Source organism: Streptomyces sp. NPDC024017 (assembly GCF_040638895.1).
GTDB lineage: Bacteria > Actinomycetota > Actinomycetes > Streptomycetales > Streptomycetaceae > Streptomyces.
The window spans coordinates 215,875-239,286 of sequence record NZ_JBEZYZ010000005.1; the positions used below are offsets into that span (position 1 = coordinate 215,875).

A 23,412-nucleotide genomic window follows, 5' to 3' on the forward strand; every position below is an offset into this window, starting at 1 on the left:
CGAGGGCAAGGGGTAGGGAAAACCCTCGACTTGCCGGTGACGGCCGTCAGGGGCGGGTTTCTCCCACTACCCTGCTGCGGAAGTGCCCTGCTTCCCCGGCCTCGGGGAACGCACAACGGCCTTGCCGCACAAGCCTCTTGAGCGCGCGACAGACTCCGGTGGCACCCTGCACGGGACCCACGGTACGTCGCAAGCGGTTTTTCCCACTCTCGCGTCCGGTATGCGGACAGTCTTTACCGATAGATGTGTAACAAGTCCGTTTCGCAGGGATCTCTCACCAAACCCTTTGTCCGGATTTTGGAAGATGTATACGCGAGCTGTGATCGAACCGAGACCTCGAGAGTGTGGTTCGGTCTTGGTGTTTGGCAGATAGTTAGGCGCGTAGAGCTCGGATGTACGGGTCAGTAGCCGACAGCGGCGCGACTCACGAGCGCGGGGGCACTCGACGAATTCCGGCACCGGCGACGGGCGGGGGCCGTGATGTGTCGTGTGCTCCCTTCGCGGTGAACCAATGACTTCATAGGAGGAACCCATGCGCGGTGCCAAGAGCGCCAAGTGGGTCGCGGGGGCGATAGTCGTCGCCCTGGCCGCCACCGCCTGCGGCGGCAACGGTGATGGTGAGGGTAAGAGCAAGGGTTCCGGGCCTGCCGGCTACGTCTCGATCGACGTCGGCGAGCCCCAGAAGCCGCTGATCCCGGCTGACACCAACGAGTCCAACGGCTCGTACGTCATCCAGTCCATCTTCACCCAGCTGCTGGACTTCGACTCCAAGGGCAACGTCGTCTACACGAACGCGGAGTCGGTCACCACCGACGACTCCAAGACGTGGACGGTCAAGCTCAAGAAGGGCTGGAAGTTCCACAACGGCGAAGAAGTCACCTCCAAGTCGTACATCGACGCTTGGAACTGGTACGCCAACATCAAGAACAACCAGCAGAACTCCTTCTGGTTCCAGGACATCAAGGGCTACGACGATGTCCACCCGGAGAAGGGTGACCCGAAGGCCGAGACCATGTCCGGTCTGAAGGCCGTGGACGACCACACCTTCACCATCGAGCTGAAGTACACGATGCCGTACTTCAACTACAAGCTCGGCTACACCACGTGGGCCCCGCTGCCCAAGGTCTTCTACGACGACCCGAAGGCCTTCGGCCAGAAGCCGGTCGGCAACGGTCCCTACAAGTTCGAGAAGTGGGACCACAAGAAGCTCATCCAGGTCAAGGCCTGGGACGACTACCAGGGCCCGAACAAGGCGAAGAACAAGGGCGTCCAGTTCAAGGCCTACACGACGCTCGAAGCCGCCTACAAGGACGTCGTCTCCGGCAACCTGGACATGATCCGCCAGGTCGGCCCGACGGACCTGCCGAAGTACAAGCAGGACCTGGGCGACGGCGCCATCGAGCAGCCGTACGCGGCCCTCCAGTCGCTGACCCCGGCGTTCTACTCCAAGACCTTCAAGGACATCGACCCGAAGGTCCTGCAGGGTCTGTCGATGGCGATCGACCGTGACACGATCACCAAGACGGTTCTGAACAACACCCGCACGCCGGCGAAGTCCTTCACGCCGCCCGGTGTCAAGGGCAACCAGAACCTGAACACCGACGTGTTCACGTACAACCCGGCGAAGGCCAAGAAGCTCATCCAGGAGGGTGGCGGCGTCCCGGGCAACAAGTTCACCATCCAGTACAACACCGACGGTGGGCACAAGGAGTGGGTGACCGCGGTCTGCGAGTCCATCCGCAAGGCCACCGGTGTCGACTGCGCCGGCGACCCCAAGCCGGACTTCGCCACGGACCTCGAGGCCCGTGACAACGACCAGGTGAAGGGCATGTACCGCGGTGGCTGGGTCGCCGACTACCCGGTCAACGCCAACTTCATGAAGGAGCTGTACCACACCACCGCCGAGGCCAACAACGGCAAGTTCTCCAACAAGGAGATCGACGGGCTGATGAACAAGGCCGACAAGGCCAAGTCCCTCGACGAGTCGGTGAAGGCCTTCCAGGAGGTCGAGAAGAAGCTGGTCGACTTCATGCCGGCCATCCCGCTCTGGTACTACCGCATCAACGGCGGCCACGGTAAGAACGTCGACAACGTCAACGTCGACTTCCACGGTGACCTCGAAGTGTGGGCCGTCACCACCAAGTAAGAGGAGCCCTCGGGCTTTTCCCACTCGGCCGTAAGCCCACCGCCGATTCAGGCGGCGGTGGGAGGTGCGTGGGGTCGTCTCGTCACGAGGAGACGGCCCCCGCACCTGCGTTAACCCCTCACGGAGGCACCTATGGGGCGCTATGTCGCACGACGACTGCTCCAGATGATCCCGGTGTTCATCGGGTCAACCCTGCTCATCTTCTGCATGATGTACGCCCTGCCCGGCGACCCCGTCCGGGCGATGATGGGGGATCAGGCGTACGACCCGACGGTGGTCGCGAGCATCAAGAAGGATCTCGGCCTCGACCAGCCGCTCCTTCAGCAGTATGCGAACTACATGGCCGGGCTGTTCCAGGGCGACTTCGGTACTCAGATCGCCAGTCAACGGCCCATCGCGGACGTCATCGCCGACGCGTTCCCGGTGACGATCAGACTGACGCTCTTCGCCTTCACCTTCGTCACGCTCGTGGGCATCGGCCTCGGTGTCGTCGCCGGTCTGCGCCCCGACACGCTGCAGGACCGCGGACTGCTGACGCTGACGCTGTTCCTCGTCTCGATGCCGTCCTTCGTGCTGGGTTTCCTGCTGCAGTACCAGTTCGCGTTCAAGTGGCAGCTCACCACGCCCACCGTGACCGACTCCACAGACTTCTCTCAACTCGTGCTCCCCGCCGTAGTGCTGGCGTCGCTCTCACTCGCCTACGTCGCCCGGTTGACCCGCACGTCGATCGCGGAGAACCTGCGTTCCGACTACATGCGCACCGCCATCGCCAAGGGGCTGCCGCGCCGCCGTGTCATCGGTGTCCACCTGATGCGCAACTCGCTGATTCCCGTGGTCACCTTCCTCGGCATCGAGATCGGCAGCCTGATGACCGGTGCCATCGTGACCGAGGGCATCTTCAACGTGCGGGGTATCGGCCTCGAGATCTACGACGCGCTCACCCGGCGTGAGGGTGCCACGGTCGTGGGGATCGCCTCGCTGATGGTGCTCATCTACCTCGCCGCCAGCCTGATCGTCGACCTGCTTTACGCGGTCCTGGACCCGAGGATCCGGTATGCCTGACAAGACCGTCGAGAAGGTCGAAGCCCTTCCCGGGGACACCGTGAGCACCGCTGGCGTCGTCGTGACGGACGCCGGCCCGGCTCCCGACAAGGCGCGCAGCCTGTGGTCCGACGCCTGGCACGACCTGCGGCGCAACCCGCTGTTCCTGGTATCGGCCGTGCTGATCGTGTTCCTGCTGGTGATGTCGGTCTGGCCAGGCCTGTTCACCAGCGCCTCGCCGCGCGACGCCGACCTGGCCAAGCACTACCTGGGGAAGCCGAACTGGGGCCACTTCTTCGCCCCGGACTGGCTCGGCTACGACGTCCAGGGCCGATCGATCTACGCCCGTGTCGTCTACGGTGCCCGCGCCTCGATCACCGTCGGTGTGGGTGTCACCGTCGCCGTCACCGTGCTCGGCACGGTCATCGGCATGATCGCCGGCTACTTCGGCGGCTGGACCGACACCCTGCTCTCGCGGATGACCGACATCTTCCTCGGCATCCCCTTCCTGCTCGGCGCCCTGGTGGTGCTCAACTCCTTCGACGAGCGCACCGTCTGGGTCGTCATCATGGCCCTCGCCTTCCTCGGCTGGACCCAGATCGCCCGTGTCGCCCGCGGTGCCGTGATCACCATCAAGCAGGCGGACTACGTGGTGGCCGCCAAGGCACTCGGCGCCTCGACGTCCCGGATCCTGTTCCGGCACATCCTGCCCAACGCGCTCGCGCCCATCATCGTCGTGGCGACCATCGCGCTGGGCGGCTACATCGCGGCCGAAGCCACCCTGTCTTTCCTGGGCGTGGGTCTCGGTGACTCGGCGGTATCCTGGGGCGGCGACGTGGCGCGAGGACGCGAGCAGCTCCGGATCGCCCCGCACACCCTGATCATCCCGTCGGTGATGGTCTCGATCACGGTGCTCTCGTTCCTGATGTTCGGCGATGCGGTACGCAACGCCCTCGACCCCAAGCTGCGCTGAGGGAGGCGTACGTGACCATCATCGATGAAGTGGCGGGAAGTCCCGCACCGGACGGTTCGGCGGACACGAGCCGCCCGCTGCTCGAAGTCCGCGACCTGCACGTGGAGTTCCGCACCCGCGACGGCGTCGCCAAGGCCGTCAACGGCGTCAACTACTCCGTCGCCGCGGGCGAGACGCTCGCCGTCCTCGGCGAGTCCGGCTCCGGAAAGTCCGTCACCGCCCAGGCCATCATGGGCATCCTCGACATGCCGCCCGGCCGCATCCCCCGGGGAGAGATCCTCTTCCGCGGCCAGGACATGCTGAAGATGTCCGGCGAAGAGCGCCGGAAGATCCGCGGCAACAAGATCGCGATGATCTTCCAGGACGCGCTCTCCTCGCTGAACCCGGTGCTCTCGGTCGGCTACCAGCTCGGCGAGATGTTCCGCGTGCACCAGGGCATGTCCAAGAAGGACGCCAAGGCCAAGTCGATCGAGCTGATGGACCGGGTGAAGATCCCGGCCGCCGCGGCCCGGGTGAACGACTACCCGCACCAGTTCTCGGGCGGTATGCGCCAGCGCATCATGATCGCGATGGCGCTCGCCCTGGAGCCGGACCTGATCATCGCCGACGAGCCCACCACGGCCCTCGACGTGACCGTCCAGGCCCAGGTCATGGACCTGCTGGCGGACTTGCAGCGCGAGTACAACATGGGTCTCATCCTGATCACTCACGACCTCGGTGTGGTCGCCGACGTCGCGGACAAGATCGCCGTGATGTACGCGGGGCGCATCGTCGAGCGCGCCCCGGTCCACGAGTTGTACAAGCGCCCCGCGCATCCGTACACCAAGGGTCTGCTGCACTCGATACCGCGCCTGGACCAGAAGGGCCGGGAGCTGTACGCGATCAAGGGCCTGCCGCCCAACCTGACACGCATTCCGTCCGGCTGTGCCTTCAACCCGCGGTGCCCGCAGGCGCAGGACATCTGCCGTACGGACATCCCGCCGCTGCACCCCGTCACGGAGCGGGACGGCGGCGAGCTGGCCGGCCGCGGCAGCGCGTGCCACTTCTGGAAGGAGACGATCCATGGCTGAGCTCAGCAAGACCGACGAGCCGCAGGATGCCACGCCGAACGTCTCCGAGGTCGAGGTCGTCGACGCCCACTCCGAGTCGGAGGCGGTCGCCGCGATCGAGGCGCCGGTCGAGCGGGGTGAGCCGATCCTGCAGGTGCGCAACCTGGTGAAGCACTTCCCGCTCACCCAGGGCATCCTCTTCAAGAAGAAGATCGGGGCCGTCAAAGCGGTCGACGGTATCTCCTTCGACCTCTACCAGGGCGAGACGCTCGGCATCGTGGGCGAGTCCGGCTGTGGCAAGTCCACGGTCGCCAAGCTGCTGATGATGCTGGAGAAGGCGACCGCGGGCGAGATCTTCTACAAGGGCCAGGACATCACCAAGCTGTCCGGGCGTGCGCTGAAGGCGGTCCGCCGGAACATCCAGATGGTGTTCCAGGACCCGTACACCTCGCTCAACCCCCGTATGACGGTGGGCGACATCATCGGGGAGACCTTCGAGATCCACCCCGAGGTGGCGCCGAAGGGCGACCGCCGGCGCAAGGTCCAGGACCTGCTGGACGTCGTCGGCCTCAACCCGGAGTACATCAACCGCTACCCGCACCAGTTCTCGGGCGGCCAGCGCCAGCGCATCGGCATCGCCCGCGGCCTCGCGCTCAACCCCGAGATCATCATCTGCGACGAGCCGGTCTCCGCGCTGGACGTGTCCGTCCAGGCGCAGGTCATCAACCTGATGGAGAAGCTGCAGGACGAGTTCAACCTGTCCTACCTCTTCATCGCGCACGACCTGTCGATCGTCCGGCACATCTCGGACCGGGTGGGCGTGATGTACCTCGGCAAGATGGCCGAGATCGGCACGGACACGGAGATCTACGACCACCCGACGCACCCCTACACCCAGGCGCTGCTGTCGGCCGTCCCGGTCCCCGACCCGGAGTCCCGCGAGGGGCGCGAGCGGATCATCCTCACCGGCGACGTCCCGTCCCCGGCCAACCCGCCCTCGGGATGCCGCTTCCGCACCCGCTGCTGGAAGGCCGAGGACAAGTGCGCCCAGGAGACCCCCCTCCTGGCGATCCCCGAGCGCTTCAAGGGCGAGGACACCCCGGCGGCCCACGAGTCCGCCTGCCACTTCGCGGAGGAAAAGGACGTGGTCCACGCGGCCTGACCCGCTCTTGTGACGTCCGTTCCGGTTCCCGGCATCTCGCGGAGGTGCCGGGAACCGGTGTCGGAGAATCCCGGGATGCTGCATCACATCGAACTGTGGGTTCCCGACCTGCCGCGGGCGGTCCGCGAATGGGGCTGGCTCCTCGGCCGCCTCGGCCATGACGCGTACCAGGAGTGGGAACACGGCCGCAGCTGGCGGTTCGGCCCTACGTACCTCGTCGTCGAGCAGTCGCCGGCGATGAGCGCGGCGGAGCACGACCGCATGCGGCCGGGGCTCAACCACCTCGCGTTCCACGCGGGACCACCCGCACGGGTCGACGCACTGGCCGCCGCGGCCCCGGCCCACGGCTGGAGGCCGCTGTTCGCCGACCGCTACCCGCACGCCGGCGGCCCCGAGCAGTACGCGGCCTATCTCTCGAACACCGACGGCTTCGAGGTGGAGCTCGTGGCGTCCGAGGCGTACAACCCCACAAAGCCCCGCCAACTGCGTTAACACGCAGGCAACTTCGCTGACCCGGTTCCGATATACGGACGCGGCAGGCTGGTCAGCGTACGGCCGTGCGGGTGCCGTAGACGGGCCGGGGCGCTTTGCGTCCCGGCCCGTTGTCGTCAGACCGCCTTGATGCCCAGGGAGCGCTTCAGGAAGTCGACCTGGAGGAGGAGCAGGTTCTCGGCGACCTGTTCCTGGGGGGTGATGTGGGTGACGCCGGACAGCGGCAGCACCTCGTGGGGGCGGCCGGCGGCCAGCAGGGCCGAGGACAGGCGCAGGGCGTGGGCGACCACGACGTTGTCGTCGGCGAGGCCGTGCACGATCATCAGCGGGCGGTGCGGCTCGGCAGGGGAGGACAGACCCTCGGCGGTGACCAGGGAGCTCTTCGCGTACGACTCCGGGTGCTCCGCCGGCGTGCCCAGGTAGCGCTCCGTGTAGTGGGTGTCGTACAGGCTCCAGTCGGTCACCGGCGCGCCCGCGATGCCCGCGTGGAAGACGTCCGGGCGGCGCAGCACCGCCAGGCCCGCCAGCCAGCCGCCGTAGGACCAGCCGCGGATCGCCACCCGGGACAGGTCCAGGGGATAGCGCTTCGCCAGGTCCTCCAGCGCCTCCACCTGGTCGTCCAGCGACAGCGTGAAGTCGTGGTGGATCGCCTTCTCCCAGGCGGGGGAGCGGCCCGGGGTACCGCGTCCGTCCGCGACCACGACCGCGAAGCCCTGGTCCGCGAACCACTGCGAGGTGAGGTGCGCGTTGTGGGCCGCGACCACCCGCTGGCCGTGCGGGCCGCCGTACGGATCCATGAGGACCGGCAGGGGGGTGTCACCGTCGTAGTCCCGAGGCATAAGCACGGCGCACGGGACAGAGCGTGCGCCCCCCTCGGTGAGCGTCACGCGGGGGGACATACCAGGATCTTCGGCGTACGAGGGGACAGTCCTGGTCGGTTTTCCGTCGCGCAGGACCCGCACCAGAGAACCTGGCCGGTTCAGCGTCGCCGAGACCAGTACCGTCACCTCCCCGGCCCGCACCGCCGCGTGCACGCCCGGCTCCTGCGACACCCGCTCCACGCCCAGCTCGTTCACCCGGTACACGTGCACCTGGCCCGTCTCCGTCTCGCCGACGGCCTCAGCGCCCGCCGACGCCGAGATCAGCACGTCGTGCTCGGAGACGTCCAGCACGGCCCGGACGTGCAACTGCGCTCCCGTGAGCGGCCGTTCCCCGACCGCCAGCACCCGCGCACCCCCCTCGTCCGCGATCCGCACCAGCTGACCGGACGGGCTCCAGCACGGCACCCCGGGGAAAAGATCAAGCCATGTTCGATCTTCGTCGGCGTGCACCATGCGCGTCGCGCCCGAGTCCGGATCCACGGCCAGGATCAGCTGACTGCGCTGGTCGCGCGCCTGTACGAGCAGCAGCGGCGCGCCCGCCGCTGACCAGTGGACATGCGCCAGATACGGGTACCGCGCCCGGTCCCAGGCGACCTCCGTACGCAGCCCGTCCAGGTCGATCACGAACAGCCGCACCTCCGCGTTGCCCGTGCCGGCCGCCGGGTACGGCACCCGCTGCGGCTCCCGTTCCGGATGCGCGGGGTCGGCGATCCACCACCGCCGCACCGGCGTGTCGTCCACACGCGCCATGAGCAGCCGGTCCGACTCCGGGGCCCACCAGAAGCCCCGCGAGCGCCCCATCTCCTCGGCCGCGATGAACTCGGCCAGTCCGTATGAGACATTCTCCGACTCCGGCTCGGCGAGTGCCCGGTCGCCCTCCCCCTCGGCGCCCACGACCCGCAGGGCGCCCTGCGCGACGTACGCGACGTGCCGCCCGTCGGGCGACGGACGCGGGTCGATCACCGGCCCCGGCGCGGGCAGTTCACGCGCCGTCCCGGCCCGCAGCTCGGCTGCGAAAAGTCGCCCTGACAAGGCGAAAGATGCCAGCTCGACGGCCGTGTCGGTGGCGTACCCGACGATGCCGGCCCCGCCCTCGCGGCTGCGTTCGCGCCGGGCCCGTTCCTCGGGCGAGAGGTCCTCCGAGGCGCCGCCCAGCAGGGCGCGCGGGTCGGCGGCGACGCGCTCCCCGCCCTCCTCCGTGTCGAGGACCCAGAGCGAATTCGCCCGGTCCGTACCGGAACCTGAGCGCAGGAACACGACACGCGAACCGTCGGGCGCCACGGTGAACGAACGCGGCGCGCCGAGCGTGAAGCGCTGGGTACGGGCGTGCCGTCGGGGGAAGGAGTGAGGCTCGGTCGTCATGCCCTGACCATATTGGCCATGCGCCCCCTTGTGCGGCCGTGCGCCGATCGATGCGCGCAGAGGGATAGTTATGATCAATGTCGCATAGTGGGTATGAACCTGCTGGCTGCTGTACGGATTTGATGCCCCCATAGTCCGACCCCCCCCGCGCCCTCGTGGATCTTTGGAGGTGAACCGCCGTGGCACTCTCGATTTCGGCGGTGGTGCTGCTGGCGATCATCGTCTTCCTGCTCATCAAGAAGTCAGGACTGAAGGCGGGGCACGCGATCGTCTGCATGCTGCTCGGCTTCTACCTCGCCTCCTCGACCGTCGCTCCCACGATCAACGAGCTGACGACGAACATCGCGGGCATGATCGGCAGCATCAAGTTCTGACCGTCGTGGGACCTCGTAGGGTGGTCCCATGACGGATCTGCCCGACCGGCGTCTGCTGCTGGTGCACGCGCACCCGGACGACGAGTCGATCAACAACGGCGCGACCATGGCCAGGTACGCGGCCGAGGGTGCCCACGTCACCCTGGTCACCTGCACCCTCGGCGAACGCGGCGAGGTCATCCCGCCCGAGCTCGCGCACCTGACGGGCGCCGCCCTGGGCCAGCACCGCCGCCGCGAGCTCACCGCCGCCATGGCCGAGCTCGGCGTCCGGGACTTCCGCCTGCTCGGCGGCGCCGGGCGCTACAGCGACTCCGGCATGATGGGCCTGCCCGACAACGACGACCCCGGCTGCTTCTGGCAGGCCGACGTCGACGAGGCCGCCGCGCACCTCGTCGAGGTGATCCGCGAGGTACGCCCCCAGGTCCTCGTCACCTACGACGACAACGGCGGCTACGGGCACCCCGACCACATCCAGGCCCACCGCGTCGCCATGCGCGCCGCCGAATTGTCCGCCGACGCCGGCCTGCCGATCCCCAAGGTCTACTGGAACCGGGTCCCCCGACCCGTTGTGGAGGAGTCCTTCGCGCGGCTCCGGGAGGACCTGCCCGGCACACCCTTCACCAAGGCGGCCGACGTCGACGACGTCCCGGGTGTGGTGGCCGAGGAGCGGATCAGCACCGTGGTCGACGGCACCGCCCACGCCGCCGCCAAGGCCGCCGCGATGCGCGCCCACGCCACCCAGATCACCGTGGCCGAGCCGTACTTCGTGCTGTCCAACGAACTCGCCCAGCCGATCCTCACGACGGAGTACTACGAGCTGGTGCGCGGCGAGCGGGGCCCCGGAGACCGGGAGACGGACCTGTTCGCCGGTGTCGAGGAGGCCTCATGAGCGACCGTACGCCGATGCTCGCCCAGCCGATGCGCCCGCCCACCGCGGGACGCGTCGGCGCCTGCCTCGGGTTCTTCGTGCTCGGCGCCGTGGTCGGTGTGGCCGGGGCCCTGGTGCAGCCCGGGTGGTTCCCGGGCGGGCTGCTGCTCGCCCTGGCCGGTGAGGCCGGAGCCGTCCTGGGGGCCACACGCGTCCTGCGCGGCCGGGCCGGGGGCGTCGCGGCCGCCGCCGGCTGGATGCTCGCCGTCGTCCTGCTCACCGCCAGCCGCCCCGAGGGCGACTTCCTCTTCGCCGCGGGGAGCGGCTCCTATCTTTTCCTGCTCGGGGGCATCGCCGTGGCTGTGATCTGCGCCACCTTCGCCCAGGGGCGGCAACCTGACGGCGGTTCCGTCCGACTTGCCAAGTGACGTACCACTTCGCCAGGACGCGCCCGTGGGGGTCCGGTGTGAGTTTCCCCAGCGGTCCTGGGATACGGGTGAGAAGTGGCCAGTATGGTGGTGCGCGCCGCCGAGCTGCCCGCGTGAGGTTGTGTCGGGCGGCGGAGCCAACCGGGAGAACCTGCCTTGAGTCGTGAAACTGACACTCCGTCCTCCGGGCCCAACGGGCGCGGCGGAGCCGCCTACCCGTCGGGTACGCCGCCGTACGGGACCCCGACGGTCTCCGACGCCGGTACGGACGCGGGCCGTTCCGCCACGCGGCCGGAGGAACGCAAGACCGAGACCACGCTGACGACCCGGATCCGGATCAACATCCCCGGGTCGCGGCCCATTCCGCCCGTGGTGGTGCGCAAGCCCGTCGCGGAGGCGGAGAGCTCGGCCGACACCGACACGCACGGTGAGGCGTCGACGGCGCCGGGTACCGCCCCGTCCACGGGCGCGGGCACGGTCGAGCCTTCCGCCGAGCCCGCACAGCCGGGCGACGACAAGCCGGCCAGCGACTGGTTCGCGCCCCGCAAGTCCGGCGGCGGCAAGGGCGGTCCGGGCAGCGGCTCCACCAACGGGGCCGGGTTGCCGGGCGGTTCGCAGCAGACAGCGGGCGGTCCTGGCGCAGGGGCGCCGGGTTCCGGTGCCGGTGCGTCCGGTGGGGCGCGGCCGGGTGCCGGGCGGCCCGGAGGCGTGGTCGGCTCCATGGGCGCGCCGGGCGGCTCCCGGTCCGGCGGCACGAACGGCGCCGGGCTCCCCGGCGGTGCGACCGGCGGCCCCGTCGCGCCCGGGCACGGCGGCGGCACCGGTTCCTTCGACGTCACCGAGGCCCTGGCGGCGGGCCCGCTGGGCAACGGCTCGCGTCCCGCCCCGGGCGGCGGCGAGCCGCGCCGCGACGACCTGCCGTACTTCTCCGAGAACGGCCGCGACGGCCAGAACGGGCAGGGCGGCTACGGCGGCCCCTCCGGCGGCCCGGACACTGCCGACGGCTTCGGCGCGCCCGGCACCCCCGGATCCCAGGGCCCGGCCGGCCCGACGGGCGGACCGGTCACCGGTGACGGCCCGATGGTGCCGCCGGCCGGCGGACCGGGCGGCTTCAACGAGCAGGGCGGGCCCGGCGGTCCCGGGCGGCAGGATGCCCTCGACGCGCCCGGAGGCCCGGGCGGACCCGGGGCTTTCAACGCACCCGGCGGCCCTGGCGGACCCGGTAACCCGGGTGGACCTGGTGCCTTCAATACTCCCGGCGCTCCCGGTGGCTTCGGCGACCCGGGCAGGCCCGGCGCCCCCGGCACCCCGGGCGGTCCTGGCACCCCTGGCGGCTTCGGCGACCCGGGCAGGCCCGGTGGCCCCGAGGCCTTCAACGAGCCCGGCCGTCCCGGCACCCCCGGCGGCCCTGGAGCCCCCGGCGCCTTCAACGACCCCGGCCGACGGGGAGGCCCCGGCGCGCCCGCCGGCCCCGGAGCCATAGGCGGCGCCCCCGGCGGTCCCGCCGGCTCGGGCGTCCCCGGAGCTCCTGGCGGCCCCGCGGGCCCGGGCGCCCGGGGCGGCACCACCGCTCCCGGCGCCGCAGGCCCCGGCCCCGGCGGCGGCATGAGCGACGACACCGCCATCCTCACCCCGCAGAAGCCGGCCCCCGAACCGCCGGACGGCCAGGGCTACGGCCCCCGCCACGACAACGTCTCCGGGCACACGGTCACCAGCGGCATCCCGGTCGTACCGCCCGGCGCGGCCTCCCCGTTCGGCCCGGGCGCGCCCGGTGACGGCCCGGTGCCCCACACGGCCCCGAAGCTGCCCGAGCCGGTCTCCCCGCCTCCGGCGAGCTCCGCGAAGGCGCCGAAGAAGAAGGGGCGCAACAAGCTGGTGCTGGTCGCCGTCGGCGTGGTCGTCCTCGCCGGTGGCGTCTACGGCGCCGGTCTGCTGATGAACCGCACCGACGTGCCCAAGGGCACCAGCGTGCTCGGCGTCGACATCGGCGGCACCACCCGCGACGGCGCGGTCAAGAAGCTCGACGAGGCCTTCGACGACCGCGTCGGCAAGGAGCTGAAGCTGTCGGTGGGCGGCAGGACCGTCTCCCTCGACCCGGACAAGGCGGGCCTGCAGTTCGACATGGACGCCACGGCCGACGCGGCGGCGAAGAGCGACTACAACCCGGTCTCCGTGATCGGCTCGCTCTTCGGCAACCACCGTGTCGTCACGCCGGTCATGCCCGTCGACGAGGAGAAGCTGCACGCCTCCCTGGAGGACGCCGCGGGCGGCTCCGGCGCGTCGACCGACGGCACGATCGAGTTCAAGGGCGGCAAGGCCGTCCCGGTGTACGGCAAGACCGGCAAGGGCATCGACCTCGCCAAGTCGACGACGGTGGTGGAGGAGGCGTACCGCACCCAGGTGGAGACCGGCACGCCCGGCACGGTGAACCTCCCGACCACCACCCGGCAGCCGACCGTCTCGAACGCCGAGGTCGACCGGGTCCTGAAGGACTTCGCGCAGCCCGCGATGTCGGCCAAGGCCTTCGTGCAGACCGACCCGGCGCACAGCATCCCGTTCGGTTCGTTGTCGCTGCCGAAGATCCTGAGCTTCAAGGCCGTCGACGGCAAGCTGGTGGACACGTACAACCTCAAGGCGCTCCAGGAGGCGTACGGCACGACCTTCGACGGCGTGCAGATCGAGGGCGCGAGCGGCAAGCGCGACGTCACGCCGCAGGACGTCGTCACGGCCCTGCGCAAGGCCCTGCGCGGCAAGACGCCCGCGGAGCGCGTCGGAGTCATCGACACCAAGCCGAACTGACCTCCCGCCACCCGCCGTACGAGAGCCGCTGCCCGGTGAGGGCGGGGGCTCTCGTCGTCCCCCCGCAGGCATGACACCTGTCATGCCGCACTCCGGACGCCCGGCACTGCCCCCGCCCCACCCCCGAAGCCACGATGTCCGCATGACAACGACAGCCTCGGTGGTCGCGTTCGACCAGGTGAGCAAGGCGTACGACACCGTCCGGGCCGTGGACGGACCGACCCTCGACCTCAGACCGGGCCAGACCGTGGAGGGCTGGCTGTGAGAACCGGGCCTTCTGCGAGAAGAGCTCAGTTCAGCATCGCCCGGGCCGCGAAGGCCTCCCCCCGCACCCGCTCCGCGGCGCCCTCGTCCACCGCCCCCACGACCTCCGCATAGGCCTCCAACTCCAAGGCCCCGCCCAGGAACTCCCCGCGCTGAACGAGCAACTGGGCCCGCTCGTAGCGCAACCGAGCCGGATGCGACGGCAGCAGCAACGACAACTCGACCGCCCACAACGCCACATCCGACCGCTCGGGACGTGCCGCGGCCCACGCCCGCACGTTGTTCAGGATCCGCAGCACCACATCCAGGGGATCCGCCGGGCGGAGCATCGCCGCATCCAGCCGCGCCCCCGTCGCCCCGGCCACCAGCACCTCCGCGTCGGCCCCGCTCAGCACCCGTCCCCCGTCGAACGGGTCCGCGAGCACCTGGCCCTGGTCGGGCCCGAACCCGACCACGAAATGCCCCGGAAGGGCGACCCCGTACACCGGCGCCCCCGCCCGCCTGGCCACCTCCAGCCACACCACGGACAGCAGGATCGGCAACCCCCTGCGCCGCTCCAGCACCTCATGCAGCAGCGAGGACTCCAGGCGCTGATAGTCGCCGGGGGTGCCGTGGAACCCCATCCGCTCACCGAGCAGCTCCCGCAGGGCGACCGCCCAGGCCCGCGGTCCGCCGGGCCGGTACGGCAGCAGCCCGGCCAGCCGGTCCAGCTCGGCCTGCGCGGCGTCCAGACCCGCCTCGTCCAGCTCCCCGTCGGCCTCCGCGCCCACCAGCAGGCACAGCGCCGACAGATCGGGCCGCTCGGACCGGGCCTCTTCGGCGAACCGCCGCCGCAGCTCGGCGGAACGCTCGGGGGACGGGGGATACGGGGGACGCATAACTGGCTCGTGCCCTCTCACGACGATCGGTTACCGGCCGATGTGCCGCCGGCGTCCGGCGCCCGGTAGTGGTGGTAGGCGTGGTGCGCGGCGAAGCCCATCCCGGCGTACAGCGCCCGCGCTCCCGCGTTGTCGGCCTCGACCTGGAGCCACGCGGCCGACGCGCCCTCGTCGAGCGCCTGCCGGGCCAGCGCGGCCATCACGGTCGTGCCCAGCCCCTGCCGCCGCAGCGCAGGATCGACCTCGACGGCGGCGAACCCGGCCCACCGCCCGTCGACGACACACCGCCCGATCGCGGCCGGAGGCGCTCCCTCGGCCGCCCCGGGCACCGTCGCGAACCACACCGACGGCCCGCTCCGCAGCACCCGCAGCGCCACCTCGCTCACGCCCTTGCGCTGATACCGGGCCAGCCAGGCCTCGTCGGCCTCCCGGGACAGCACGACCCCCGCCGGGTCACCCCGGTCGGCGATCGACGCCAGCGGCCCGACCCACAGCTCGGCGGTCACCTCCCGCACCCAGCCCCGCTGCTCCAGCTCGGCGCAGAGCAGCTCCTGCGTGCCCTCGGCGCCGGTCGCGGTCTGGACGTAGGCGGGCAGGCCGCGCTCGCCGTACCACCGCCGCACGGCGCCGAGCGCCTCGTCGAGCGGCACGCCCGGCGCCCCCAGCGGCAGCACCGAGTTGGCCCGCCGCGTGAACCCGGACGCGGCTCGCAGCTCCCACTCGCCGAGGCGCTCGCTCTCCACGGGCCGCCAGGCCCGCGCGGCGACCCGGGCCAGCTCCTCGTAGGAGGCGGCCGGGCCGCGGCGACGCGCCGGTGCGGAGGGCACGGTCTTGCCCGCGACCAGTGCGGATTCCGGAATACGGACGCTCTCGCCACTCTTGCGTGTGATCAGCAGCACACCGTTGTCCCATGATGTGAGAACACCGACCGTGTCGGTGAACTTCTCCACCGGAGCTGGACGTTCGATCAAGCTCCGCACGGAGACCCGTTTGCCCACGTCAGCAGCGGTGATACGGACCTCGAGTCGCCCGGCGGCAGAGATTTCCACAGGTCAGTTCACCCCTCCTGTACGGATCATGCCCAAGAACGGAGATACTAGGGGCGGGCATCGACGACGCCGCGCTCCCGCGCGCCAGGCGGCGGAGCCTGAGGAGGCCCGCCAGCGCCCTATCGAGGAGGAACGACAGCGTGACCTACGTCATCGCGCAGCCTTGTGTCGACGTCAAGGACAAGGCGTGCATCGAGGAGTGCCCGGTCGACTGCATCTACGAGGGCCAGCGGTCCTTGTACATCCACCCGGACGAATGCGTCGACTGTGGTGCCTGTGAGCCGGTCTGCCCGGTCGAGGCGATCTTCTACGAGGACGACACTCCCGAGGAGTGGAAGGACTACTACAAGGCGAACGTCGAGTTCTTCGACGAGCTCGGTTCGCCCGGCGGAGCCAGCAAGCTGGGGCTGATCGAGCGCGACCACCCCTTCGTCGCCGCGCTGCCGCCGCAGAACCAGTAAGAGCGGCCCGCTACCAGCGCCGCCTCGGTCCCGTACGGCCCGATCACCCCCATGATCGCCGTACGGGGCCGAGGCGTTTGCCGTAACCGGCTCGTACGTACCAGAAAGTGAGCCAGACCCGTGTCCGCAGTCTCCGACCGCCTCCCCACGTTTCCCTGGGACAAGCTGACCCCGTACAAGGCCACGGCCGCCGCCCACCCGGACGGCATCGTCGACCTGTCCGTCGGCACCCCGGTCGACCCGGTACCCGAGCTGATCCAGAAAGCGCTGGTGGCCGCGGCCGACTCGCCGGGTTATCCGACCGTCTGGGGCACGCCCGAGCTGCGCGACGCGATCACCGGCTGGGTGGAGCGCCGCCTCGGCGCCCGGGAGGTCACCCACCGTCACGTGCTGCCGATCGTCGGCTCCAAGGAGCTCGTCGCCTGGCTCCCGACCCAGCTGGGCCTCGGCCCCGGCGACCGGGTGGCCTACCCGCGCCTGGCCTACCCGACGTACGAGGTCGGCGCCCGCCTGGCGCGTGCCGGCTACGAGGCCTACGACGACCCGACCGAGCTGGACCCCGAGGGCCTGAAGCTGCTCTGGCTGAACTCCCCGTCGAACCCCACGGGCAAGGTCCTCTCCAAGGAGGAGCTGACCCGGATCGTCGCCTGGGCCCGCTCGCACGGCATCCTGCTCTTCTCCGACGAGTGCTACCTGGAGCTGGGCTGGGAGGCCGACCCGGTCTCGGTCCTGCACCCGGACGTCAACGGCGGCTCGTACGACGGCATCGTCTCCGTCCACTCCCTCTCCAAGCGCTCGAACCTCGCCGGCTACCGCGCGGCCTTCCTGGCGGGTGACCCGGCGGTCCTCGGCCCGCTCCTGGAGATCCGCAAGCACGGCGGCATGATGACGTCGGCCCCGACGCAGGCGGCGGTGATCGCGGCCCTCGGCGACGACGACCACGTCCGTGTCCAGCGCGCGCGCTACGCCTCCCGCCGCGAGCTCCTGCGCGAGGCCCTGCTCACCCACGGCTTCCGCATCGAGCACAGCGAGGCCAGCCTCTACCTGTGGGCCACCAGGGGCGAATCCTGCTGGGACACGGTCGCCCACCTCGCCGAACGCGGCATCCTCGTGGCCCCGGGCGACTTCTACGGCCCGGCGGGCGCGGAGTTCGTCCGCGTGGCGCTGACGGCGACGGACGAACGGATCGCGGCGGCCGTACGGCGTCTGTGACCGCCGCACGGCACTCACCCGCCCCGCACACACCGAAGGGGTCCAGGGAAGCTCCCTGGACCCCTTCGGCGTCACTACGCCGGCGTGTCAGCCGACCGGCAGGCTCTTCACCGGCAGGGAGTCCGCGGACGGCACGCCACCCTTGGTCAGGGAGTCCGTCGGCAGGCCGCCCTTGGTCGAACCGGCCGTGTCGCCGACGAGCTGCCCGGCGGTGCCCGCCGCGTCACCGGCCGCCTTCTGCGCCACGGGCGTGGTCTTCTTGACCGCCTTGCCACCGGTCTTGCCCGCGGCCGGCACCGCCTTCTTGACGGTCTTGCCGCCGGTGTCACCCGCGGACTTCGTGACGTTCTGAGCCGCGCCGTCGACGGTGTTGCCGACGTTGGCCCCGTCCAGGGCGGTCAGGCCACCGAGGTTCGGGGTGGCGGGCAGCTCGGGGGCCGCGCTGGCGGAGCCGGCCGCACCGACCCCGGCAGCCGCTCCCGCAGCGACGATCAGCGCGGCACGGGCGATCCGGCGGGTCAGGGGGAGGGACATGGTGCTCCTTCGACGGGAGAGAAAAGTGAGCTTCGTGAAGTGTCCGACCTGGTCCGGCAGTTGATCGACTGGCTGTTGATCACCCCGGCTCGGACGCAGTGACTACCGCTCGAAGCCCGCGAAGGTTGCGGCGGCGCAACGTAAAGAGTTGGCAATGCGTCGCATTATCGGCTGCGGATAAAACAGGTCAAAGGGGCCGCTGCGAGAAACTCCGCCGAATCCTTCCAGCCCTGTGTTCCCAAGGGTTCCCACGGTTTCCCGGGTGAGGGTGCGAAAACCTGCGCACGCCTTCGCCGCCGAGCCGTGCGGGTAACCCCCTCGGGTGAGTCCCCGCACCCCTGCGCGATCTAGTTCATCGTGACGATACGGACCGCTTCCGCGTCCCGTTCCGCGCCCGCGGTGCCCTTCGCGGCGGGCTCCCGCCACTGGCTGGCGGTGTTCCCGGCGACCCACTCCCGCCCCGCGTAGGTGACGCGCGCGATGTGCAGCTCGGACGCGTTGGCCACCGCCCAGTGGGCCAGTTGCCAGCCGCGCCGGTCCAGGCCCCGCTCGGTCGCCGTACCGGCGTCGCCGGTCACCGGCAGGGTCACGGTCCGCCCGCCGGCCCCGTCCGCAGCGCTCGGGGACGGCGTCGGCGTGGCCGCCGGCGAGCCGCCCACCTGGGCACCGGCCGGCTCCAGCACATCCCGCCCGAAGTCCCGCACGAGCGCGGCACGCACCCCGTCGGGGCCCGAGGCCCGGGTCGCGGCCGGGCGGCCCTCGCAGGTCAAGGTGGCCGCTGACTGCCCGGTGAGGGCCGCGGCGAGCAGTGCGGCGTCCGGCTCGTGCTTGGCGTAGGCCTGCGGGAAGCCACTGCGCTGCACGCGCTGAGCGGCGACGGTGAGCGGCAGCCGGGTGTAGCCGGGCACCTTGACCAGGTGGTCGTAGAACTCACCGGCCGAGTACGTCGGGTCCATGATCTCCTTCGGCGTTCCCCAGCCCTGCGAGGGCCGCTGCTGGAACAGGCCGAGGGAGTCCCGGTCGCCGTGCTTGATGTTGCGCAGGGCCGACTCCTGGAGCGCGGTCGCCAGCGCGATGGTCACGGCCCGCTCGGGCAGGCCGCGCGCGGTCCCCACGGCGGTGATCGTCGCCGCGTTCACCGCCTGCTCGGGCGTGAACTCGTACGACGCTCCGTCGCCCTTGCCGGAGACCACCTTGCAGCCCGGTCCACCCGAGCCCCCGGTGACGTACTGCACGACGAGGTAACCGGCGACCGCGAGCAGGGCCACGAGGGCGGCACCGCATCGGAAGAGGCGGCCACGACGCTTGGGAGAGGACGGCTCTGGCACGCCGTACAAGGTACTGGAGAGTACGGAGTGGTATGAGCCGGGTGTGGACAGTGAGGCCCGGGCCTGGCGCGTTAGGGTCGACGGCATGGCCGACACCTCGCTTGACCTCACGCTGGACGCCGCGGAGCTCACCGCCCGGCTCGTCGACTTCCGCTCCGAGAGCGGCACCGAGAAGCCCCTCGCCGACGCGATCGAGACCGCGCTGCGCGCGCTGCCCCATCTGACGGTCGACCGGTACGGCAACAACGTCGTGGCCCGCACGAACCTGGGCCGCTCGGAGCGGGTGATCCTGGCCGGCCACATCGACACCGTCCCGATCGCGGACAACGTCCCCTCCCGGCTCGACGAGGACGGCGTCCTGTGGGGCTGCGGCACCTGCGACATGAAGTCGGGCGTCGCCGTGCAGCTGCGCATCGCCGCCACGGTCCCGGCCCCCAACCGCGACCTGACCTTCGTCTTCTACGACAACGAGGAGGTCGCCGCGGAGCTGAACGGCCTCAAGCACGTCTCCGAGACGCACCCCGAGTGGCTGGAGGGCGACTTCGCGGTGCTCCTGGAGCCGTCGGACGGCCAGGTCGAGGGCGGCTGCCAGGGCACGCTGCGGGTGCTGCTGAAGACCACGGGCGAGCGGGCCCACTCGGCGCGCGGCTGGATGGGCTCCAACGCGATCCACGCCGCCGCCCCGATCCTCGCCCGCCTGGCCTCCTACGAGCCGCGCTGGCCGGTGATCGACGGCCTGGAGTACCGCGAGGGCCTGAACGCGGTGGGCATCGGCGGGGGAGTGGCCGGCAACGTGATCCCCGACGAGTGCGTCGTCACCGTCAACTTCCGCTACGCGCCCGACCGCACGCCCGAGGAGGCCGTCGCCCACGTCCGTGAGGTCTTCGCGGACTGCGGGGTGGAGGAGTTCGAGGTCGTCGACCACAGCGGCGCGGCGATGCCCGGCCTGTCCCATCCGGCGGCGAAGGCGTTCATCGAGGCGGTCGGCGGCACCCCGATGCCGAAGTACGGCTGGACGGACGTCTCCCGCTTCTCGGCCCTGGGCGTCCCCGCGGTCAACTACGGCCCCGGCAACCCCCACTTGGCGCACAAGCGGGACGAGCGTGTGGAGATCGCCAAGATCCTCGCGGGCGAGGAGCGCCTGAGGAACTGGCTGACCGCCTGACCGGGCCGGGACGCCCTCGTGTTTACGGCGCTTCATCGCGGACATGCTCACGTCCCTCGTTCGTAACCCGCGTAGATCTACGCTGAGGTGGAAAGACAGGCACGACGGAGGGAGCGCACATGGCGACCGGCAACCCCGAGGGGAAGAAGCAGCCGCCGGACGAACAGCGCCTGGGCCCGGTCCTCCGAAGGCGGGATCAGGTGCAGGCCAGCACCACGGACCAGCGACTGCTGGACGAGCGTGCCCCCTCCGACTGGGTCCACACCGACCCATGGCGCGTGCTGCGCATCCAGTCGGAGTTCATCGAGGGCTTCGGCGCGCTGGCCGAACTTCCGCCCGCGATCAGTGTGTTCGGCTCGGCCCGGACCCCGGTGGACTCACCCGAGTACGAGGCGGGTGTCCGGCTGGGCCGGGGCCTGGTGGACGCGGGCTTCGCCGTCATCACGGGCGGCGGCCCGGGCGCGATGGAGGCGGCCAACAAGGGAGCCCTGGAGGCGAAGGGCATCTCGGTCGGCCTCGGCATCGAACTGCCGTTCGAACAGGGGCTCAACCCGTACGTCGACATCGGCCTCAACTTCCGCTACTTCTTCGTGCGGAAGATGATGTTCGTCAAGTACGCCCAGGGCTTCGTCGTCCTGCCCGGCGGTCTCGGCACCCTCGACGAACTCTTCGAGGCCCTCACCCTCGTCCAGACGCAGAAGGTCACGCGCTTCCCGATCGTCCTCTTCGGCAGCGACTACTGGGGCGGCCTGGTCGACTGGCTCCGTGGCACGGTGATCGCCCAGGGCAAGGCGGCGGAGAAGGACCTGCTGCTGTTCCACGTGACGGACGACGTGGACGAGGCGGTGGCACTGGTGTCGAAGGAGGCGGGCCGCTAGCGGGCCCTTCGAGGCACAGGCCGGGGGTCCAGGGGGCGCGGAGCCCCCTGGCACCTCAGCTAGGCCAGCCCCCGCCGGGCGACGGCAGGCACCCGATGCCCCGCGATCGCCGCGACCATGTCCAGCACCTGCCGCGTCTCGGCGACCTCGTGCACCCGGTACACCTGCGCCCCCAGCCACGCGGACACCGCCGTGGTCGCCAGCGTCCCCACGACCCGCTCCTTCACCGGCCGGTCCAGGGTCTCCCCGACGAAGTCCTTGTTGGACAGCGACACCAGCACCGGCCACCCCGTGGCGACCATCTCGTCCAGCCGCCGCGTCGCCTCCAGACTGTGCCGCGTGTTCTTCCCGAAGTCGTGGCCCGGGTCGATCATGATCGACTCCCGCGGCACCCCCAGTGCGAGGGCCCGCTCGGCCAGTCCGACCGTCACGTCCAGGATGTCCGCCATGACGTCGTCGTACTCGATCCGGTGCGGCCGGGTCCGCGGCTCCGCCCCGCCGGCGTGCGTGCACACCAGCCCCACCCGGTAGCGCGCGGCGACCTCCGCCAGGCCCGGATCGACACCGCCCCACGCGTCGTTCAGCAGATCGGCCCCGGCCTCGCACACGGCCTCGCCGACCTCGGCCCGCCACGTGTCCACGCTGATGATCACGTCAGGGAACCTCCGCCGCACCTCCGCGACGAACCCGACCGTCCGGCGGGCCTCCTCCTCGGCCGTGACCTCCTCGCCCGGCCCGGCCTTGACCCCGCCGATGTCGATGATCGCGGCGCCCTCGGCCACGGCCTGCTCCACGCGCGCGAGGGCCGGCTCGTCGCGGAAGGTGGCGCCCTGGTCGTAGAAGGAGTCCGGGGTGCGGTTCACGATCGCCATGATCACCGGCTCGTGCGTCCCGAACTCCCGCTTGCCCAGCCTGAGCATCCCCTGTGACCTTTCCTGGTACGTCCCGCTCTTCCGCCGCCTGCGACCCTAGCTGTCGGACTCGCATGGCACGATCGGAGCCTGACAACATCGGCTCGGAGGACTTCCGAAGAGTCCGATCCATCCGACCGTGGGGGCCCCGCGATGGTTATGTTCCTGTTCCTGGTCGTCGCGCTCGCCGTCGTGGTCGGCGCGGTGACGCTCGCCGTGGTGGGCGGCGGCGAGAGCGGCCCGCTGCCCGAGGCCGCCCCCGAGCGGCTGCGGGACCCGCTGCCCCCGGACCGCCCGGTCGACCGCGCGGACGTGGAGGGCCTGCGCTTCCCGCTCGCCGCCCGCGGCTACCGGATGGCCGACGTGGACGACGCCCTCAGCCGCCTGGGCGCCGAGCTCGCCGAGCGCGACGCCCGCATCGCCGACCTGGAGTCCGCCCTGGCCGGTGCCCGGTCGGCCTCCGCCCACGGGCCGGTGCAGCCGTCCGGGGAGAACCACGTCTCCATGGAGAAGCCGAGGCAGGAGGACCGGCCGTGAGCGACGGCGCCGCCCTGGCCGGCCCGGACGGCGCGCTGCGCTGCCCCTGGGCCCTGTCCGCCCCGGAGTACGTCGCGTACCACGACGAGGAGTGGGGCCGTCCGGTCCACGGCGACGACGCGCTCTTCGAGCGGCTCAGCCTGGAGGCCTTCCAGTCCGGCCTGTCCTGGATCACGATCCTGCGCCGCCGCCCCGGCTTCCGCGCCGCCTTCGCCGACTTCAAGATCGCCTCGGTGGCCGCCTTCACCGACGAGGACCGCGAGCGCCTGCTGGCCGACGCCGGCATCATCCGCAACCGCGCCAAGATCGACGCGACCCTGGCCAACGCGCGTGCGCTGACAGAATGGTCCCCGGGCGAACTGGACGCCCTGATCTGGTCCCACGCCCCCGACCCGGCCACCCGCCCGATCCCGCAAACCCTCTCGGACGTCCCACCCGTCACACCCGAGTCGACCGCCCTGTCCAAGGCCCTGAAGAAGCGCGGCCTGCGCTTCGTGGGCCCGACGACGGCGTACGCCCTGATGCAGGCGTGCGGCCTGGTGGACGACCACCTGGAGGCATGCGTGGCGAGAAGCACCGCATCAGGGGCGCGGGGGCCGGCCGCATAGGCCCCGGCCCCG

At 70.8% G+C, this 23,412-nt stretch carries 22 protein-coding genes and 1 pseudogene; 17 read left to right on the top strand and 6 right to left on the bottom strand.

All coding sequences use genetic code 11. The annotated features are described in order from the left end of the window. Positions 1–532 precede the first annotated feature (532 nt). The 6 genes from AB0G20_RS15195 (at position 533) to AB0G20_RS15220 (ending at position 6,863) form a co-directional block, all read left to right on the top strand. A complete protein-coding gene (locus AB0G20_RS15195) occupies positions 533–2,146 on the top strand; it encodes an ABC transporter substrate-binding protein (RefSeq protein WP_361301507.1) in 1,614 nt (537 codons plus the stop codon). Between the two features lie 132 nt (positions 2,147–2,278). Then, entirely contained in the window at positions 2,279–3,208 is a 930-nt protein-coding gene (locus tag AB0G20_RS15200; RefSeq protein ID WP_248504485.1) for an ABC transporter permease, read from the top strand. Beyond that, positions 3,201–4,160, top strand: coding sequence for an ABC transporter permease (locus AB0G20_RS15205; RefSeq protein ID WP_361301511.1), 960 nt, complete (start codon positions 3,201–3,203; stop codon positions 4,158–4,160). The genes AB0G20_RS15200 and AB0G20_RS15205 overlap by 8 nt, the downstream gene beginning before the upstream one ends. Positions 4,161–4,177: 17 nt before the next feature. After that, positions 4,178–5,230, top strand: a complete 1,053-nt coding sequence (locus AB0G20_RS15210; RefSeq protein WP_361302416.1) for an ABC transporter ATP-binding protein — start codon at positions 4,178–4,180, stop codon at positions 5,228–5,230. Continuing rightward, the gene (locus tag AB0G20_RS15215) at positions 5,223–6,371 is read left to right on the top strand and encodes a dipeptide ABC transporter ATP-binding protein (protein WP_361301514.1); all 1,149 of its coding nucleotides are present in this window, start codon (positions 5,223–5,225) and stop codon (positions 6,369–6,371) included. The genes AB0G20_RS15210 and AB0G20_RS15215 overlap by 8 nt, the downstream gene beginning before the upstream one ends. A 75-nt stretch (positions 6,372–6,446) precedes the next feature. Then, complete coding sequence (locus tag AB0G20_RS15220) at positions 6,447–6,863, top strand: VOC family protein (protein ID WP_361301517.1); 417 nt, start codon at positions 6,447–6,449, stop codon at positions 6,861–6,863. 116 nt (positions 6,864–6,979) lie between these two features. Here the strand turns inward: AB0G20_RS15220 and AB0G20_RS15225 are convergent, their stop codons facing one another. Further along, the gene (locus AB0G20_RS15225; RefSeq protein ID WP_361301520.1) at positions 6,980–9,106 is read right to left on the bottom strand and encodes a prolyl oligopeptidase family serine peptidase; all 2,127 of its coding nucleotides are present in this window, start codon (positions 9,104–9,106) and stop codon (positions 6,980–6,982) included. Between the two features lie 179 nt (positions 9,107–9,285). Between AB0G20_RS15225 and AB0G20_RS15230 the strand changes: the two genes are divergently transcribed. The 5 genes and pseudogenes from AB0G20_RS15230 to AB0G20_RS15250 form a co-directional block, all read left to right on the top strand. Then, positions 9,286–9,480 (top strand): hypothetical protein, encoded by a 195-nt coding sequence (locus tag AB0G20_RS15230; RefSeq protein WP_030842840.1) that lies wholly within the window; start codon positions 9,286–9,288, stop codon positions 9,478–9,480. A 28-nt stretch (positions 9,481–9,508) separates the two neighbouring features. Further along, positions 9,509–10,369, top strand: a complete 861-nt coding sequence (gene mshB / locus AB0G20_RS15235) for an N-acetyl-1-D-myo-inositol-2-amino-2-deoxy-alpha-D-glucopyranoside deacetylase (RefSeq protein WP_361301525.1) — start codon at positions 9,509–9,511, stop codon at positions 10,367–10,369. Further along, positions 10,366–10,776: a DUF6113 family protein gene (locus AB0G20_RS15240; protein WP_361301528.1), complete on the top strand. Its 411-nt coding sequence runs from the start codon at positions 10,366–10,368 to the stop codon at positions 10,774–10,776. Before mshB ends, AB0G20_RS15240 begins: the two co-directional genes overlap by 4 nt. Positions 10,777–10,932: 156 nt before the next feature. Continuing rightward, positions 10,933–13,575: a hypothetical protein gene (locus AB0G20_RS15245; protein WP_361301531.1), complete on the top strand. Its 2,643-nt coding sequence runs from the start codon at positions 10,933–10,935 to the stop codon at positions 13,573–13,575. Positions 13,576–13,717: 142 nt separating this feature from the next. Next, positions 13,718–13,825 (top strand): annotated as a pseudogene (locus AB0G20_RS15250) (ABC transporter ATP-binding protein); the annotation flags it as partial. A gap of 40 nt (positions 13,826–13,865) precedes the next feature. On the opposite strand, the gene AB0G20_RS15255 reads toward AB0G20_RS15250, so the two are convergent. Together AB0G20_RS15255 and AB0G20_RS15260 are read right to left on the bottom strand one after the other, a co-directional pair. Further along, positions 13,866–14,717 (bottom strand): transglutaminase-like domain-containing protein, encoded by an 852-nt coding sequence (locus AB0G20_RS15255; protein WP_361301534.1) that lies wholly within the window; start codon positions 14,715–14,717, stop codon positions 13,866–13,868. Positions 14,718–14,734: 17 nt separating this feature from the next. Continuing rightward, positions 14,735–15,766: a GNAT family N-acetyltransferase gene (locus tag AB0G20_RS15260; RefSeq protein WP_361301537.1), complete on the bottom strand. Its 1,032-nt coding sequence runs from the start codon at positions 15,764–15,766 to the stop codon at positions 14,735–14,737. A gap of 140 nt (positions 15,767–15,906) precedes the next feature. Here AB0G20_RS15260 and fdxA point away from each other — a divergent pair, with 140 nt between their 5' ends. Together fdxA and AB0G20_RS15270 are read left to right on the top strand one after the other, a co-directional pair. After that, complete coding sequence (fdxA, locus tag AB0G20_RS15265; RefSeq protein WP_003973842.1) at positions 15,907–16,227, top strand: ferredoxin; 321 nt, start codon at positions 15,907–15,909, stop codon at positions 16,225–16,227. Between the two features lie 120 nt (positions 16,228–16,347). Then, on the top strand, positions 16,348–17,439 hold the full coding sequence (locus tag AB0G20_RS15270) for a bifunctional succinyldiaminopimelate transaminase/glutamate-prephenate aminotransferase (protein ID WP_361301540.1): 1,092 nt from the start codon (positions 16,348–16,350) through the stop codon (positions 17,437–17,439). Between the two features lie 87 nt (positions 17,440–17,526). Here the strand turns inward: AB0G20_RS15270 and AB0G20_RS15275 are convergent, their stop codons facing one another. After that, a complete protein-coding gene (locus AB0G20_RS15275; RefSeq protein WP_361301543.1) occupies positions 17,527–17,973 on the bottom strand; it encodes an ATP-binding protein in 447 nt (148 codons plus the stop codon). 347 nt (positions 17,974–18,320) lie between these two features. After that, positions 18,321–19,301: a heavy metal transporter gene (locus tag AB0G20_RS15280; protein WP_361301546.1), complete on the bottom strand. Its 981-nt coding sequence runs from the start codon at positions 19,299–19,301 to the stop codon at positions 18,321–18,323. Positions 19,302–19,386: 85 nt separating this feature from the next. Between AB0G20_RS15280 and dapE the strand changes: the two genes are divergently transcribed. Beyond that, on the top strand, positions 19,387–20,466 hold the full coding sequence (gene dapE / locus AB0G20_RS15285; RefSeq protein ID WP_033311086.1) for a succinyl-diaminopimelate desuccinylase: 1,080 nt from the start codon (positions 19,387–19,389) through the stop codon (positions 20,464–20,466). 119 nt (positions 20,467–20,585) lie between these two features. After that, complete coding sequence (locus AB0G20_RS15290; protein WP_361301549.1) at positions 20,586–21,344, top strand: TIGR00730 family Rossman fold protein; 759 nt, start codon at positions 20,586–20,588, stop codon at positions 21,342–21,344. Positions 21,345–21,403: 59 nt separating this feature from the next. Here AB0G20_RS15290 and folP read toward each other — a convergent pair whose 3' ends face one another. Beyond that, positions 21,404–22,264, bottom strand: coding sequence for a dihydropteroate synthase (gene folP, locus AB0G20_RS15295; RefSeq protein ID WP_361301552.1), 861 nt, complete (start codon positions 22,262–22,264; stop codon positions 21,404–21,406). A gap of 144 nt (positions 22,265–22,408) precedes the next feature. On the opposite strand from folP, the gene AB0G20_RS15300 reads away from it, so the two are divergent. Together AB0G20_RS15300 and AB0G20_RS15305 are read left to right on the top strand one after the other, a co-directional pair. Beyond that, positions 22,409–22,792 carry a DivIVA domain-containing protein gene (locus tag AB0G20_RS15300; protein ID WP_361301555.1) on the top strand — a complete coding sequence of 128 codons (384 nt, stop codon included), beginning with the start codon at positions 22,409–22,411 and terminating at the stop codon, positions 22,790–22,792. Further along, positions 22,789–23,400: a DNA-3-methyladenine glycosylase I gene (locus AB0G20_RS15305; RefSeq protein ID WP_361301558.1), complete on the top strand. Its 612-nt coding sequence runs from the start codon at positions 22,789–22,791 to the stop codon at positions 23,398–23,400. The genes AB0G20_RS15300 and AB0G20_RS15305 overlap by 4 nt, the downstream gene beginning before the upstream one ends. The last annotated feature ends 12 nt before the right edge of the window (positions 23,401–23,412 follow it).

Excerpts from the sequence above, each read along its gene's own strand:
- AB0G20_RS15195 (WP_361301507.1), top strand. The coding sequence starts at position 533 with ATGCGCGGTGCCAAGAGCGCCAAGTGGGTCGCGGGGGCGATAGTCGTC.
- AB0G20_RS15200 (WP_248504485.1), top strand. The coding sequence starts at position 2,279 with ATGGGGCGCTATGTCGCACGACGACTGCTCCAGATGATCCCGGTGTTC.
- AB0G20_RS15205 (WP_361301511.1), top strand. The coding sequence starts at position 3,201 with ATGCCTGACAAGACCGTCGAGAAGGTCGAAGCCCTTCCCGGGGACACC.
- AB0G20_RS15215 (WP_361301514.1), top strand. The coding sequence starts at position 5,223 with ATGGCTGAGCTCAGCAAGACCGACGAGCCGCAGGATGCCACGCCGAAC.
- AB0G20_RS15220 (WP_361301517.1), top strand. The coding sequence starts at position 6,447 with ATGCTGCATCACATCGAACTGTGGGTTCCCGACCTGCCGCGGGCGGTC.
- AB0G20_RS15225 (WP_361301520.1), bottom strand. The coding sequence starts at position 9,106 with ATGACGACCGAGCCTCACTCCTTCCCCCGACGGCACGCCCGTACCCAG.
- mshB (WP_361301525.1), top strand. The coding sequence starts at position 9,509 with ATGACGGATCTGCCCGACCGGCGTCTGCTGCTGGTGCACGCGCACCCG.
- AB0G20_RS15240 (WP_361301528.1), top strand. The coding sequence starts at position 10,366 with ATGAGCGACCGTACGCCGATGCTCGCCCAGCCGATGCGCCCGCCCACC.
- AB0G20_RS15255 (WP_361301534.1), bottom strand. The coding sequence starts at position 14,717 with ATGCGTCCCCCGTATCCCCCGTCCCCCGAGCGTTCCGCCGAGCTGCGG.
- AB0G20_RS15275 (WP_361301543.1), bottom strand. The coding sequence starts at position 17,973 with ATGTCCCTCCCCCTGACCCGCCGGATCGCCCGTGCCGCGCTGATCGTC.
- dapE (WP_033311086.1), top strand. The coding sequence starts at position 19,387 with ATGGCCGACACCTCGCTTGACCTCACGCTGGACGCCGCGGAGCTCACC.
- AB0G20_RS15290 (WP_361301549.1), top strand. The coding sequence starts at position 20,586 with ATGGCGACCGGCAACCCCGAGGGGAAGAAGCAGCCGCCGGACGAACAG.
- folP (WP_361301552.1), bottom strand. The coding sequence starts at position 22,264 with ATGCTCAGGCTGGGCAAGCGGGAGTTCGGGACGCACGAGCCGGTGATC.
- AB0G20_RS15300 (WP_361301555.1), top strand. The coding sequence starts at position 22,409 with ATGGTTATGTTCCTGTTCCTGGTCGTCGCGCTCGCCGTCGTGGTCGGC.